Here is a 13,794-nt window from a genome sequence, read left to right as displayed (position 1 = left end):
CGGGCAGCAGCCACCGCTGTTTGTGGTTGTTGGTGAGCATGCTCATGCCGTGCTCCGCTCTGGCGGTCGTCCCGGGTCGGTTTTCCAGCCTAACGCCCAGGTCCGGGCGGTTCGGTAGCGGTCCTCCCGTCCGGGCCTGCTCTCGACGAGGTGCACGTCGCGGGCGGGCCAGGGCGCTTGCGGGCCGTTCCCCAGCTCGGAGAGCAGGCCGGTGAGGTCCCGGGGCGGGCGGCTGCGGGCGACGGTGAGATGCGGCACGTAGATGCGGTCCTCGCCGGGAAGGCCGGCGGCGGACGCCGCGGCGCGCAGGTCGGCGCTCAGGGCGGCGAGGGCGCCGGTGTCGCCGCCGACCCCGGCCCACAGGACGGCGGCCCGGTCGCGGTGGGGGTGGGGGAAGACGCCCCAGCCGTCGACGGTGAGGTCGAAGGGGTCGTGTTCACCGACCGCCGCGCCCAGTGCTCCGGTGAGGCCTGGCAGCAGGTCGTCGGGGACCTCGCCGAGGAAGGCGAGGGTGAGGTGCCACCCGTCCGGCCGGGTCCAGTGCAGGTCGGGGGTGTGGCGCAGGCCCGGTTCGCGGGCGCCGAGGACGGCGTCGACGACCGCGGCGGGCGGTGTCAGTGCGACGAACAGTCTCATGCGGGCATCCTCGCATCCACCACGATCCCGCCCGGACAGGGCGGGCCAGGTCCTGTCCTTTGGACGTCGGCCTGTTCCGCGGGGGGCGGTGAGGCGCAGACGGGGGTTCGGAAGGACCAGAGGAGACGTCCGAGGAACGAGGACGGCCTGTAGTGCCGAGGGTCCCCGCCCTCGAGAGGCACCGGATCCCTGCCCGACCAATCGGAGTACAACCGCCACGTGCGCGCTCTGGCTCGGCCCTGCTCACCGCCGCGATGTGGCTGGCCCGCCAGACCCCGACCTGGTGGGAGAACCTGCGGTTGATGGATGACACCCCCGTGCGCTGCGGCGCTTCGCGTACCACGGTCGCCCGGTCCGGACCGGGCGAGATCGCCGGGTACGGCATGGACAAGTCGCACCACGCCTTCTACCGGGGCGCCGAGCCCATACTCATCACCACCGGTGACGGGGCGGTGTGCGCGTTCAGCCTGACCCGTCCCAAGGAGTTGGACGAGCGCAAGCAGACCCTGCACCTGCTCCACGTCCAATCTCCTGCGCCCGGTCCGTGCCCGATCGTGTGCGACGAGGGTTTCGCCGGGGCCGGGCTCGGGGCCGCCGCGGCGAAGCCGGATCACCCGCTCATCCGTCCGGTACGCGGGGACGAGCCCGAGCCCGGGGTGGAGGTGTTCCCGTTCTGGTCGCGGCAGCGGATCGAGGCCGTCATTCGGACAGCGCATCTGCGCGCTCAACGCCGCGATCCGGCACAACTGTTTGGTGGATGCCCCGGTCAAGCGGTCATTAATCGCTTACGACCACTGACCAGGACACCACACCCCCATCAACGATCTAGCGCTCGGTGCCCCTGTCGGGACCGACGCCGGGCCCGCCCCTGGCCCTCGGGGCAACCGCCCCCCGGGGGCCAGGGCGGCGAGCCCCTCCCCTCACCAGCAGAGCGGCGGCGCTCGGCACCATCAGAGGCTGCGCCAGCCGGTCGATCTCATCCACCTCCGAGAGCAGTTTCCGCTTCTCGCGGGCGCTGAAGGCGTCGTTGCGGACGATGGACGACCGCATCCCTTCCTGGGTCGCCTTGAACAGGCCGGCCTGTGTCTCACCGAGAGGCAGTCCGCGTTCGACGGTGAGCCGCTCCACGGCGGGCATCCCTCCCGACGGGGTGTTCGATATGCCGCCCCGTTGGAAGAACACCACTCCGACCCCGCTCGGCCGCCCCGCGTCGATCGCCCGGGCCGCGCGCTCGACGCCCTCGTAACACTCCCGGTGGATCTCCGGTTCCACGTAGCGACCGACACCGTACTTCTCCATCGCCGCCACGTACCGGTGCAGTCCGCCCTGGAGGCTCACGGCCTCGGGGACTCCCATGAGCGCGGTGTTGAGGCGGTACCCCCGCTCTCCAAAACGCTCCAGGATGTTCTCGAACTCGTCCGGACCGCGAAGCGCGGACTCGATGACCACATCGTTCCGGCGATCGGGGTGATGAGCGTATTCCTGGGCCTTGTTCCACCAGGAGAGCCCATCACTCCACAACAGCGCTCCGGCTTTCTCCGGGGCGGACCTTCGAAGCATCGTGTAGTTCGGGTGGTGCGGGTTGAAGTCGTCCATGTTGATGTGGAGCGCGCCGCCGCGCCGGTCGAAGGCGTAGCGCACCAGGTCGGTCACACTGCTCTTCCCGGACCCGGTCGCCCCGCCGACGACGACCAGGTGCGGGGCGGACTGGACCGCGGCACCTTCGAGATGAAACGGCACGATCTCGTCCAGGAAGATCCTCTGGTTGTCCGCTTCGCTGAGGCGCACCCTGTCGAACTCTTCGGGGGATATGTCCGGCAGGGCTAACCCCCGTAGCCCTTGATGATCTCCAGGCATTCGGCCCTCAGGCGGACGGAACCCTCCGTGTCGGAGATCCGGAGCCCACGAAGCTCCTGCGCAAGCCGGGCCTTCTGCTCGTCGATCCTCCGGATGACGTCGTCCCGGGGGGCCTCGGACCTCCTTTCGTCATGCGCCATGGCCGAGAGCACCCCGACGGCGTCCCGCACCATGTCCTTCAGGAGGTCGTACTCGAGTTCCCGCTCGGCATCCCACGTCGCGTTCCGGAGATCAGAGATCGGAGACGCGTCCTCATCGGGATCCATGCGCACACCCCATCGGTCGGTCGGCGGGAACACCGGTCCGGTTCCCTCGACGAAGAGGGTGCCACCGGAACCCGCACCGGGCAAGGGCGGGGAGCCGCCGCGCTCCTTCGTGGAATCCTCGGCTCACCGCTCCCAACGGACCGTCGAGGTCTCCCCCGGCCCGGCCCCCAGTTCACCGCTCCGTGCCAGCAGCGCCACCGGGGCCCGGTCCGCGCGCCGCGGCGAGCCGTCCGGGTGCGGCCGGGGCACCGGCCGCGCCTTCCTCGACGGCGGCGACGGCCGTGGCGGCGGACACCGGTCCGCCGGGGTCCGGCTCCTCCGCGGGCGCCGCGACCGGTGCCCCGCGGCGGCGGCGCGGCAGCAGGTCGCGCACGCGCACGCCCTTGACCCGGAAGAGCGGCACGGCGAGCACCGCGACCACGAGCATCGTGAACGTGCCGCCGATGACCATGCTGGTCTGCGGCCCGAAGGCGTCGGCGAGGAAGCCCACCACCGGGGCGCCGATCGGGGCCACGCCCATGAACACCAGCAGGAACATGCTCATGACGCGCCCCCGCATGTGCGGTTCCACGGTGAGCTGGAAGGTGGCGTTGAGCGTCGTCACGTAGGTCATGAAGGCGATACCCATGGGCACCAGCACCACCACGAACGCCGCGTAGGCCGGCATCAGCCCGGCGGCGACCTGGCCGGCGCCGAACACCATCGACCCGACCAGGATGAGGCGCAGCCGCGGGCGCTCGCGGCGCGCCGCCAGCAGCGCGCCGATGAGGGCTCCCACGGCCAGGCAGGCGGCGGCCACGCCGAACGCGGCGGCCCCCGTCTCGAAGACGTTGTTGACCATCAGGGCGATCTGGGTCTGCCCGTTGGCGCCGAAGAACTGCGTGCACGCGGCCAGCAGGAGCAGCAGCACGAGGTCCCGGCGCCCGCTCACGTAGGCGAGGCCCTCGCGGATCTGCCCCTTGCCCCGCGGCACCGGCTCGGTGGGGTTGAGCTCGGCGGTGCGGATGAGCAGCAGCGCCACGATGGTGAACCCGAACGAGGCCCCGTTGATGAGGAAGACCGGCCCGCTGCCGATCCAGGCGATGAGCAGCCCGGCGACGGCCGGCCCGGTGACCCGGCCGAGCTGGAAGCTGGCGCTGTTGAGGGCGATCGCGTTGGTCAGCAGGTCGCGGTCGACCATCTCGGGGACGAAGGCCTGGCGTCCGGGGTTGTCGAGCACCGTGACCAGCCCGAGCCCGAAGGCGAACAGGTACACGTGCCAGACCTGGGCGGCCCCCAGGGTGGCCAGCACGCCGAGGGCGACGGCGAGCAGGCCCATGGTGCTCTGGGTGAACACCAGCAGGCGGCGCTTGTCCAGCCGGTCCACCAGGGCCCCGCCCCACAGCCCGAGGAACAGCATGGGCAGGAACTGGAGCGCCGTGGTCATCCCGAGTGCGATGCCGCTGCCGCCGCTGAGCTGGAGGACCAGCCAGTCCTGGGCGATGCGCTGCATCCAGGTGCCGGGGTTGGAGAGCAGTTGGCCGAGCGCGTACAGGCGGTAGTTGCGCACGGACAGTGAGCGGAACATGGCGATACGCCGCATCAGTCCCTCCCCGGGGAGAGGAGAAGGACTGATGCGGTCATCGGAGCGTTCCGGGCGAGAAAAGGTAAACGGCGTTGACTCATCACTCGGGTCAACGCCGTTCACGGTGGCGGGAATTCCCGCCGTGCGGGGTGGTGCGCCTCGTCAGCCGATCAGCATGTAGATCGGGTGCTCTGCGAAGTGGATCAGGAACACGACCGAGATGATCCACATCAGCGGGTGGACCTGGCGGCCCTTGCCCTCGACCAGGCGGACGAAGGTGAAGACGATGAACGCCATCCCGATGCCGTTGGCGATCGAGTAGGTGAACGGCATGATCACGATCGCGAAGAACGAGGCCAGGCCCACGGCCGGGTCCATGAAGTCGATCTTGCCGACCGGCACCATCATCATGAAGCCGACGATGACCAGGACCGGGGTGGCGGCCTCGAACGGCACGATGGTGACCAGCGGCGCGAAGAAGGTCGCGACGATCATCATCAGACCGGTGACGATCGGGGCGATGCCGGTGCGGGCGCCTTCGGCGACGCCCGCCGCGGACTCGGCGTACACGGTGGCGATCGAGGAGGAGGTCAGACCGCCGAAGATGGTGCCGAAGGAGTCGACGGCCAGGACCTCGCGGGTCTTGGGCAGGTTGCCGTTCTCGTCGGTCAGGCCGGCCTGGTGGGCGACACCCACCATGGTGCCCATGGTGTCGAAGAAGTCGGCCAGCATGAGCGTGAACAGCAGCATGACGACGGTCGCGATGCCCACGTCGGCCCAGCGGCCGCTGAGGCCGCCCTCGGCGAACAGGCCGATCAGGGAGAAGTCCGGCAGGGCGACGATGTCGCCGACGGAGGTCGGCAGGGCCGGGATCGGGCCCAGCTTCTCGGCTCCGGCCAGCTGCCAGGCGAGGACCCGCTCGCCCGCCAGCGTCTGGGCGGCGATCGCCAGGACGGTGGAGACGATGATGCCCAGCAGCATCGCGCCGCGGACCTTGCGGACGTACAGGCCGATGGTGACCAGGAGGCCGATGACGAAGATCAGCAGCGGCAGGGTGGTGAGGCCGTTGTTGCCCAGGCTGACGATGGTGCCGCCGCCCCCGCCCACGAAGCCGGCGTTGACCATGCCGATCATCGTGAGGAACAGGCCCACGCCGACGCCGATGGCGATCTTGAGGCCGCCGGGGATGGCGGCGAAGACCGCGGTGCGGAATCCGGTCAGCACCAGGATCGTGAGGATGATGCCTTCCAGGATGAGCAGCAGGAAGACGTCGGCCCAGGTCATCATCGGGGCGATGGTGTAGGCCACGACCGCGTTGAGCCCCATGCCCGCGGCGAGCGCGAACGGGTAGCGGCTGACGAAGCCCATGAGGATGCTGCTGATGGCCGCGACCAGGGCGGTCACCGCGACCAGCTGGGGGATGCCGAGCTGGTCGCCGTTGACGTCCGCGGCGTTGCCGAGGATCAGCGGGTTGAGGACGATGATGTAGGCCATGGCGAAGAAGGTCGCCAGACCGCCGCGGATCTCGGTGCCGAGCGTGGAACCGCGCTCGGAGATGTGGAAGAAGCGGTCGAGGGGTCCGCTGGGACCCTTCGTAACGGGGGATTTGCTTGTAGCGCTCACGATGTCAGCCTGACCTGGTCGTGTTACCGGACAACTAGGATTCTGGGCCAGATTAGTTGCATCTTCATACAACGTCCGACACGTCTTCCACACGGGTTTCGTAGAAAACACCATCTGCCCGGATGATCCGGTGGTCGGATGTGACGAAGGTTTCCCTGATCAGCGCGCGCACCGCCACCGCTCCGTGGAGCGGCCGGGGGTGTACGGCTAGCCTGGAGGCGTGCGCAAACCCCGACAGCCGGATCCCGAAGTCCACGAGAGCGACTACCGCGTCCCCGCGGCGCTCGGCACCCTCGCCTGGGCGGTCGCGCTGGTCGTCCTGCTGTTCATGGGCGACGCGCTCCCCGAGTCCGAGCGCTGGTGGATCTGGGTGTGCGCGACCGGCATGGGCCTGGGGGTCTTCGGGTTCCTCTACATCCCCCGCCTGCTGCGCAAGCGGTCCGAGGCCTCCGAACGGGGCGCGGGCCGCGACCGGCCCGCCGCCTGACCCGGCACCGCGCACGGCCCGCCCCGAACGCCCTGGTGGGTCGGGTGGCCGATAATGAACGGGTGCCAGAGACAGCCTTCCCGCGCGGACTCGCCGAACGACTGCGCGCCATCCTCATCGACGCCGACTACACGGTGTCCGGCGTCCGCGACCGGTTGGGCGACGCCGCGGCCCGCGCGCTGGCCCGCGAGGAGCTCGTCCCCGCACTGCGCGCCACCGGCGGCGAGGAGCGCCTCGGGCTGCTGCTGCGCCTGTGGTGGCTGCGCACCCCCATCCCCGTCCGCGCGGCCCGCGCCATCCTCCCCGTGGACGAGCTCGCCGAGGCGGGCCTGGTCGCCGTGGACGAACGCGCCGACGGGACCGTCGTGCGCTCCCTGGTCCACCTGGGCCCCTGGGAGCTGGAGGAGGGCCGCCCCGGCTTCGTCGTCTCCGACCCCAAGGTGCGCCCCGGCGGCGGGGAGGTGCCCCGGCCCGACCACGTGGTGGGCGCGGGCGGCGCCTCCGCCACCCTGTCCCGGCTGATCGTGGACGGCCCGGTCGAGCGCGCCCTCGACGTGGGCACCGGCTGCGGCGTGCAGGCCCTGCACCTGGCCTCGCGCTCCCGGGAGATCACCGCCACCGACCTCAACCCGCGCGCCCTGCGGATGGCCGCGATCAGCCTGGCCCTGTCCGGGGTCCACGACGTCCGCCTGCTCCCGGGGTCGCTGTACGAGCCGGTCGCGGGCGAGCGGTTCGACCTGATCGTGTCCAACCCGCCGTTCGTCATCACGCCCGACGCCTCCCGCTACACCTACCGGGAGTCCGACCTGCCGGGCGACACGGTCTGCGCGGAGCTGGTGCGCCGGGCGCCCGCCCACCTCACCGAGGGCGGCTGGTGCCAGATCCTGGCCAACTGGGTGCACTCCGACGGCGACGACTGGGAAGACCGCGTCGGCGGCTGGGTCACCGGGACCGGCTGCTCGGGCTGGGTGGTCCAGCGCGACGTGCAGGACCCCGCGGAGTACGTGGAGCTGTGGCTGCGCGACTCCTGCGAGCACGGCACCCCCGAGTACACCCGCCGCTACGACGCCTGGCTGGACTACTTCGAGCGCGAGGGCATCAAGGGCATCGGGTTCGGGTGGATCAGCCTGCGCAACGACGTCGCCCAGGACGCGACCGTGCGTGTGGAGGAGCTGCGCCACGACATCGAGCAGCCGGTGGGCCCCTACCTCCCGTCCGTGGTGGACGGGGCGATGACGGCGCACCGGCTGACCGACGCCGCGCTGCTGTCGGCGCACGTGGCGCTGGCCCCGGGCGTGGTGGAGGAGCGCATCGGCGTCCCCGGCGCCCCGGACCCGGAGAAGATCGTGCTGCGCCAGCGCGGCGGGCTCCACCGGGTGGCCCGGGTGGGCACCGTGGAGGCCGCGCTGGCCGGGGTCTGCGACGGGACGATGCCGGTGGGCCCGCTGCTGGACGCCATCGCCCAGCTCATCAACGAGGACCCCGGGCGGGTGCGCGAGCGGGTGCCCGAAGCCCTGCGGACGCTCATCTCGGAGGGCTTCTTCACCGTCACCCGCTGACCGGGCGCCGCCCGCCCGCCACCGCCCCGGTGCCCCCGCCCGGGTCCTACTCGGGGGCGTCCCCGGGCGCCTCGTCCGGCGCCTGGGTGTAGAACCCGATGGTCCGCTCCGCCGAGGCGCGCACCGCCTCCGGGTCCGCCCCGGCGGCCAGGTGCGCGGCCTCCCAGGCGCGGGCGCTCGACTCCATGAAGCGGATCGCCTCGGGCGAGGTGCCCCACTCCTCGAGCTCCGCGGGGATGTCGGACCCGGTCTCCAGGTGCAGGCTCAGGCCCAGGACGGACAGGTCCCAGCCCACGCCCACCGCGCCCGGGCCGAACCGCTCCCAGAACTCGCTCAGCGGGGCCACGTGCGCCAGCTCGAACCGGGTGCGCTCCCTGCCGCCCTCCGCGGGCAGCGGGGTCAGCGTGACGTGGACGTCGCTGCGCGCGCCGCCGAACTCCCAGCTGATGTGGAACGACTCGGGCGGGTCGCAGGCCAGCACGGTGCCGCTCGCGTTGCCCTCCACCTGGTACGCGCCGCCGAGTTCCAGGTCCCCGCTGACCGGGGCGAACCAGCGCGGGAGGCGTTCGGGGTTGGTGCAGGCGTCCCAGAGGTCGTCGACGCCGGTGGTGTAGTCGCGGGAGATGGTGACGGTGCTCTCGTCCCCCTCCCCGCTGATGGCGACCGTGCGCCCGACCTCGTCGATCCGCCGCTGAACATCCATGGTCCACTCCCCTGTCGGGTCGGTTGCCGGTCCGGCGTCGTCCGGACCGGGTCACCGCGAACGCCGTCCGTCCTCCTCGTCCGCGGAGGCGCGGCGCTCGCGGGCGCCTCTGGCGAGTTCGGTCTCCAGCGCCATCAGGTGCGGCTCCCAGCGTGCGGCGAAGCGCCGCAGCCAGGCGTCGACGTCGCGCAGGGGCGCGGCGTCCACGGCGTACAGCCGCCGGTTGCCGTCCCTGCGCACGGTGGCGAAGCCGTTCTCACGCAGCACCCGCAGGTGCTGGGAGACGGCCGGCTGCGAGATGCCGAACTCGGCCCGGACGACCTCCGTCAGCTCGCCGGAGGCGCGCTCACCCTCGTTGAGCAGCTCCAGCAGACGCCGCCGTACGGGGTCGCCCAGGACGTCGAAGGCGTGCATGGGACCACCATATAAGCATCAGGCTATATAAGCCAAGGCTGATCTAGTTGTGTCGTGGAATCCTCGGAGGTCAGCCGTTGAAGACGATCTCTCCCGCGCCGACCTCGGCGTCGCCCTCGACGAGCCGGAAGCCCGGCGTGTCCGGGTGGGCGGCGACCTCGTCGTCGCACTCCAGGCCGATGCGGTGCGTCTCCCCCGGCGGGAACTCGCGCAGCTCCACCGGGAGCTGCGCGTAGCACGTCGTGGACTGCTCCTGGTACTCGAACTCGACGGTGGGGCGGTAGCCCGAGAAGAACGAGGTGCTCCGGCCGCCGTCCTCGGAGGTGGCCATGGTGAGCTCCACCGTGATCTGCCGGCCGGGCTCGAAGGTCTGCTCACTGCCCGCGGGCGGGGCGCCTTCCTCGACTCCGCCGTTGCCCGGGGAGGAGCCCGGGTCGTCGGAGGAGCAGCCCGCCACCGCGACGAGGGCGGCGGCCGCGAACAGGGCGATGGGGATCGTGCGCATGGAGGGGTCCTGTCGGTTCGGATGTCGGCGGGGTTCGTTACGCCAGGGAGGACGCACCGGATCGTGCCCCGGTTCCTTCCAGGCCTCGATGAGAAGTACAGCGGGTACGGCGCCCGGGGGCAAACCGGGGGGCACCACTTCCATGCGCTAACGTGCTCGGCATGGCCCGAATCTCCGAACTCGTCCATTACCCGGTCAAGGGGTGCGCGGGGATCTCCCTGGACACCGCGGAACTCACCCCGGCCGGGATCCGCCACGACCGCTCCTTCATGGTCGTGGACGACTCGGGCGGCTTCCGCAGCCAGCGCGTGGACCCGCGGATGGCCCGCATCCTCCCCGAGGCGGGCGAGGGCACGCTGCGGCTGTCGTTCGACGGGGTCGAGCCACTGGAGCTGGAGGTCGACCCCGACGGCCCCCGCCTCGACGTCACCCTGCACAGGCAGCCGTTCGTCGGCGTCGACCAGGGCGCGTCCGCCGCCGCCTGGCTGACCGAGGTGCTCGGCGCCCCCAGCCGCCTGGTCCGGGTGCCCGCGGAGCACGGCCGGGAGACCGGCGGGCTCACCCCGGGCACCAGCGGCTTCGCCGACAGCACCGCCGTGCTCATGGCCTCGGCCTCCTCGCTGGACCTGCTCAACGCGCGCATCCTGGAGCGCGGCGCCGAACCCGTGCCGATCCGCCGGTTCCGCCCCAACATCGTGGTGTCCGGCTGGGCCGAGCCGCACACCGAGGACCTCGTCCGCGCCGTGCGCCTGGGCACGGCCGAGCTGGGCTACGCCAAGGTGTGCATCCGCTGCGCGGTCACCACCGTGGACCAGGAGACGGGGGAGAAGCGCGGCCCGGAGCCGCTGCGCACCCTGGCCGGGTACCGGCGGGCCGACGGGGGCGGCGTCTCCTTCGGCGCCAAGTTCGCCGTCACCCGGCCGGGCGTGCTGGCCGTCGGCGACGAGCTGGAGGTCACCGCCTGGGGCGAGGCCGAACTCGGCCTGGGCGACCGGCTGGCCGCCGTGCTCTAACCGCCCCGTGCGGGCCTACTGCTCCAGGTCGGCCTCGGCGAGCAGGAGCGGGGCCGCCTCCGGCTCGCGCAGCGCGGCCGCGAGCAGGTGGCGGCGGTCCCACTGCTCGGCGCGCCAGCACAGGGCGCGGGCCAGGCCGTCGCTGGTGGAGGCGTGCACGACGCCGTCCCCCGCGTACCACTCCACCTCGACCCCGTCCACGACGAGCTCCGCGTGGTGCAGATAGGTACGGTCCGGCTGCTCCCCCTCGGGGTCCAGGAACAGGTCGGCGACCGCCGGCACCTGGCGCAGCGTGCCCCCCGCGGAGACCTCCCCGTCCACCGACTCGCTCGCCAGCTCCAGGTCCAGCACGTCGGCCAGCTCCTCCGGAGCGGCGGTCAGGATCAGCGGCCGCTCCGCGAACAGCGGGAGCAGGTCCGGGGAGTCCACCACCACGGCGTCCTCCGCGTCGGCCACCACGATCGCCCCGCCGAGTACGGCGCGCACCCGCGTGGGCGGGGTGACCAGGTCGGCGTCCACCCCCGCCAGCGCCGTCCAGATCCGCAGCAGCGCCGACCGGTCCACATGCCGCTCCGGGTCGGCCAGCCGGGCCAGCAGGTCGTCCGGGCCCTCCGGGTCCGCCAGCAGTTCGGCCAGGGTGGTGCGCACACCCAGCGCCCGGGCGAACTCCGGGTCGACGTCGGCGGGCGCCTCGTCGTAGAGCCCCGTCAGCGCGGCCTCGGCCTCGGCGGCGCGCAGCTCGTTCGGGGCGGCGCCGCCCACCAGCGCGCGGGTGCGCAGCCACCAGGCGGTGTAGGACGGCACGTCCGCCACCCGGCCGTCGGGCAGGAGCACCCGGGCCGGTTCGGTCACGGCCCCGCGCAGCGCGCCCCGGGAGAGCATCTCCAGGGCCTGCGGCCAGCGGTCGTCGGCCACGTAGTCGAGGTCGGCCACACAGACCAGTTCGGGGACCACCGGCGGCAGCTCGGGGTCGCCCACCCGCTCCAGGACCTCGTCGGCCCACTCGTCCAGGGCGTCGGGGGCCTCCTCGAACACGTCGAGGACGTCCTCGCCCAGGGCGGCCTCCTCGGCGCGCACCAGGGTGAACTCCCACAGCGCGCCGACCGCCCGCAGCACGTCGGTGCCGTACCGGTCCACCAGGTCGGCGTGCACGGTGCCGAAGGGGGCGTCGTCGGCCAGCACCTCTCCCAGCGGGGCCCCGGGGACGAGCAGCTCGGCGGCCACCGAGTAGCCGTCCTCGTCGTCGCGCAGCGCCAGCTCGGCCAGCCAGGGCAGGTCGGCCGCGGTGGTCCCGGAGGCGGCGACCAGTCCCAGCACGGCCTCGGCCAGCGGCTCGGGGTCGTCGGCGTCCAGGGAGCCGCGCACCGCCGCCTCGGTGCGCGCGTCGGCCAGCACCGCGGCCGGGCCCGCCTCCACCGCGCCCAGGCGCAGCAGCAGCGGGTGGACGGCCTCGGGGTGCACCAGCCGCACCCCCAGGGCGGCCAGGGCCTCGGCGTCGATCGGGACCGGTCCCTCCTGGGGCACCAGCAGGGACCGGGGGCCGCGCACCAGGCGACCGTCGGCCAGCGGCACGGGCAGCGCGCCCAGCTCGTCGGTGTCCGCCCCGGCGGCCAGCGCCGCGTACAGGCCCGCCCACCAGGACGGCGGCCGGTCGGTGTCGGCGAGCAGGTCGGCGATGTCGGCGGAGCCCAGGCGGTGGACGCGCAGCGCCGCCAGGGCGGGGTGGCGGGGGTTGAGGCGACCGGGCAGCAGCCCGGGGATCAGCTCGGCCAGGACCGCGGACAGCCCGGCTCCCCCGGTGTCCAGCAGCACCGCGTCGCGCGGGGCCACCGGCGCCCCGGTCTCGGTGGTCAGGAACGGGGTGGAGCGCAGGGGCTCGGCGACCCGGGCGCGGAACCCCGCGTCGACGTGCCCGCCGCCCACCCGGGTGCCGGGCACCAGGTCCAGGGCGGCCGCCGCGTCGAACCGGCGCAGCAGGGCGGCGTAGGCCTCGGCGGCCTCGGACAGCAGCAGGTCGGTGGCCGGCCCGGGCTGCACCGCGCGGCGGTCGCTGCCCAGGGGGAAGGTGCCGATGAGCACGGCGGGCAGGTCCAGCCCGGTGTCGGTGGGGGTGGGCGCGTGCACCACCGGCTCCACGTCCGGCGGCAGCGGGGCCACGCCGCCGCCGTCGTCCACGGGCACCGCCCAGGTGAGCGACCACGCGGTGCGGCCGCGCTCCTCGGTGGGCCGGTCGGCGAGCAGGGCCGGGTCGAACTCCCCGGTGCGGGTGAGGGTGTGCCAGCGGGTGGTGCGGGTGCCCTCGGCGTCGCGCAGGGTCGTGACCGGGTCCCCGCCGCTCGCCTGGCGGGTGGCGACGCGCTCGGCGCCGTCGACCAGGACACGGATCTCGGCCAGGCCGGGCAGGGCTAGCAGCAGGGCCTCGCCGGTCCCGGACAGCAGGTCGCGCACCCGTTCCCGGGCGGTGTCGTCGCGCAGCTCCAGCGAGACGACGGTGTCGTAGTCCCGGGTGTCCGCCGCGCCTCCGGCGGCCGCGTCGGCGGCGAAGGGCAGGCGCAGCATGGGCACGTGCCCGCTGCGGCGCTCGATCTCGGCGGCCAGACCGTCGGGGCCGGTCCCGGCCAGCAGCTCGGCCACGGCCGCGCGGGCCAGGTCGGCGCTGAAGCGGACGGCGGCGCCGGCCGAGGTCACGGTGACGTCGTCGCTGAGGGCGGCCACGGCGGAGAACCCCACCCCGAACCGGCCGACGGAGTCGTCCCCGCCGCGTTTGGTGGAGGCCCGCAGGGTCGCCAGCGACTCCACGCCCTCCGCGGTGAGCGGGGCCCCGGTGTTGGCGGCGACGAGGCGGCGGCCCTCCAGTGACAGCAGCAGCCGGCCGGGGACGCCCGCGCGGCGGGCGGCGTCGGCGGCGTTCTGGGCCAGTTCGACCACGACCCGGTCCCGGTACCCGCCGAGGGCGAAGTCCTCCTCGGCGTTGGCGTCCTCGCGGAACCGGGCGGGGGCGTCCGCCCACGCCGCGAGTACGCGGCGGCGCAGTTCGGCGGTGTCGTAGGGGTCGATCCCGGTGGCGAGCGGCTCGGCCATTGACGGTCCCTCCTGGCTGCCGGCACGGCCCGGCACGATGCACATCAGACCCTAGCCCACCCTTCGCCGGGCGGGTGTCGGGACGT

At 73.1% G+C, this 13,794-nt stretch carries 12 protein-coding genes and 1 pseudogene; 4 read left to right on the top strand and 9 right to left on the bottom strand.

The genetic code is table 11. The annotated features are described in order from the left end of the window. Positions 1–42 precede the first annotated feature (42 nt). A complete protein-coding gene (gene thpR / locus KGD84_RS03715; protein WP_220564718.1) occupies positions 43–636 on the bottom strand; it encodes an RNA 2',3'-cyclic phosphodiesterase in 594 nt (197 codons plus the stop codon). A 189-nt stretch (positions 637–825) separates the two neighbouring features. On the opposite strand from thpR, the pseudogene KGD84_RS33775 reads away from it, so the two are divergent. Next, positions 826–1,434 (top strand): annotated as a pseudogene (locus tag KGD84_RS33775) (IS982 family transposase); the annotation flags it as partial. A 27-nt stretch (positions 1,435–1,461) separates the two neighbouring features. On the opposite strand, the gene KGD84_RS03710 reads toward KGD84_RS33775, so the two are convergent. The 4 genes from KGD84_RS03710 to KGD84_RS03695 form a co-directional block, all read right to left on the bottom strand. Next, positions 1,462–2,424: a zeta toxin family protein gene (locus KGD84_RS03710; protein WP_220564717.1), complete on the bottom strand. Its 963-nt coding sequence runs from the start codon at positions 2,422–2,424 to the stop codon at positions 1,462–1,464. A 35-nt stretch (positions 2,425–2,459) separates the two neighbouring features. Then, on the bottom strand, positions 2,460–2,759 hold the full coding sequence (locus KGD84_RS03705; RefSeq protein ID WP_220564716.1) for a hypothetical protein: 300 nt from the start codon (positions 2,757–2,759) through the stop codon (positions 2,460–2,462). Positions 2,760–2,931: 172 nt separating this feature from the next. Next, complete coding sequence (locus KGD84_RS03700) at positions 2,932–4,341, bottom strand: MFS transporter (protein WP_220564715.1); 1,410 nt, start codon at positions 4,339–4,341, stop codon at positions 2,932–2,934. Between the two features lie 144 nt (positions 4,342–4,485). After that, on the bottom strand, positions 4,486–5,946 hold the full coding sequence (locus tag KGD84_RS03695) for an NCS2 family permease (RefSeq protein WP_370634653.1): 1,461 nt from the start codon (positions 5,944–5,946) through the stop codon (positions 4,486–4,488). 220 nt (positions 5,947–6,166) lie between these two features. Here KGD84_RS03695 and KGD84_RS03690 point away from each other — a divergent pair, with 220 nt between their 5' ends. Then, positions 6,167–6,433: a DUF2530 domain-containing protein gene (locus KGD84_RS03690; RefSeq protein WP_220564713.1), complete on the top strand. Its 267-nt coding sequence runs from the start codon at positions 6,167–6,169 to the stop codon at positions 6,431–6,433. A gap of 62 nt (positions 6,434–6,495) precedes the next feature. Continuing rightward, complete coding sequence (locus tag KGD84_RS03685; protein ID WP_220564712.1) at positions 6,496–7,992, top strand: DUF7059 domain-containing protein; 1,497 nt, start codon at positions 6,496–6,498, stop codon at positions 7,990–7,992. Positions 7,993–8,038: 46 nt separating this feature from the next. On the opposite strand, the gene KGD84_RS03680 is transcribed toward KGD84_RS03685, so the two are convergent. The 3 genes from KGD84_RS03680 to KGD84_RS03670 all read right to left on the bottom strand — a co-directional run bounded on the left by KGD84_RS03680 (position 8,039) and on the right by KGD84_RS03670 (position 9,614). Continuing rightward, positions 8,039–8,695, bottom strand: coding sequence for an SRPBCC family protein (locus KGD84_RS03680; protein WP_220564711.1), 657 nt, complete (start codon positions 8,693–8,695; stop codon positions 8,039–8,041). Positions 8,696–8,746: 51 nt separating this feature from the next. After that, complete coding sequence (locus KGD84_RS03675) at positions 8,747–9,109, bottom strand: ArsR/SmtB family transcription factor (RefSeq protein WP_220564710.1); 363 nt, start codon at positions 9,107–9,109, stop codon at positions 8,747–8,749. Positions 9,110–9,179: 70 nt separating this feature from the next. After that, positions 9,180–9,614, bottom strand: coding sequence for a hypothetical protein (locus tag KGD84_RS03670; RefSeq protein WP_220564709.1), 435 nt, complete (start codon positions 9,612–9,614; stop codon positions 9,180–9,182). A gap of 161 nt (positions 9,615–9,775) precedes the next feature. On the opposite strand from KGD84_RS03670, the gene KGD84_RS03665 reads away from it, so the two are divergent. Next, a complete protein-coding gene (locus tag KGD84_RS03665; protein ID WP_220564708.1) occupies positions 9,776–10,627 on the top strand; it encodes an MOSC domain-containing protein in 852 nt (283 codons plus the stop codon). Between the two features lie 15 nt (positions 10,628–10,642). On the opposite strand, the gene KGD84_RS03660 is transcribed toward KGD84_RS03665, so the two are convergent. Further along, positions 10,643–13,708, bottom strand: coding sequence for a sacsin N-terminal ATP-binding-like domain-containing protein (locus tag KGD84_RS03660; RefSeq protein WP_220564707.1), 3,066 nt, complete (start codon positions 13,706–13,708; stop codon positions 10,643–10,645). Between the last annotated feature and the right edge of the window lie 86 nt (positions 13,709–13,794).

Source organism: Nocardiopsis changdeensis, assembly GCF_018316655.1.
Taxonomy (GTDB): Bacteria; Actinomycetota; Actinomycetes; order Streptosporangiales; family Streptosporangiaceae; genus Nocardiopsis; species Nocardiopsis changdeensis.
The sequence above is the reverse complement of the archived record's forward strand: the minus strand, read 5'-3'. Positions and strand labels throughout refer to the sequence as shown.

Bases quoted from the DNA above. Each gene is read 5' to 3' on its own strand.
- thpR (WP_220564718.1), bottom strand. From the start codon at position 636: ATGAGACTGTTCGTCGCACTGACACCGCCCGCCGCGGTCGTCGACGCC.
- KGD84_RS03705 (WP_220564716.1), bottom strand. From the start codon at position 2,759: ATGGATCCCGATGAGGACGCGTCTCCGATCTCTGATCTCCGGAACGCG.
- KGD84_RS03700 (WP_220564715.1), bottom strand. From the start codon at position 4,341: ATGCGGCGTATCGCCATGTTCCGCTCACTGTCCGTGCGCAACTACCGC.
- KGD84_RS03680 (WP_220564711.1), bottom strand. From the start codon at position 8,695: ATGGATGTTCAGCGGCGGATCGACGAGGTCGGGCGCACGGTCGCCATC.
- KGD84_RS03675 (WP_220564710.1), bottom strand. From the start codon at position 9,109: ATGCACGCCTTCGACGTCCTGGGCGACCCCGTACGGCGGCGTCTGCTG.
- KGD84_RS03670 (WP_220564709.1), bottom strand. From the start codon at position 9,614: ATGCGCACGATCCCCATCGCCCTGTTCGCGGCCGCCGCCCTCGTCGCG.
- KGD84_RS03665 (WP_220564708.1), top strand. From the start codon at position 9,776: ATGGCCCGAATCTCCGAACTCGTCCATTACCCGGTCAAGGGGTGCGCG.
- KGD84_RS03660 (WP_220564707.1), bottom strand. From the start codon at position 13,708: ATGGCCGAGCCGCTCGCCACCGGGATCGACCCCTACGACACCGCCGAA.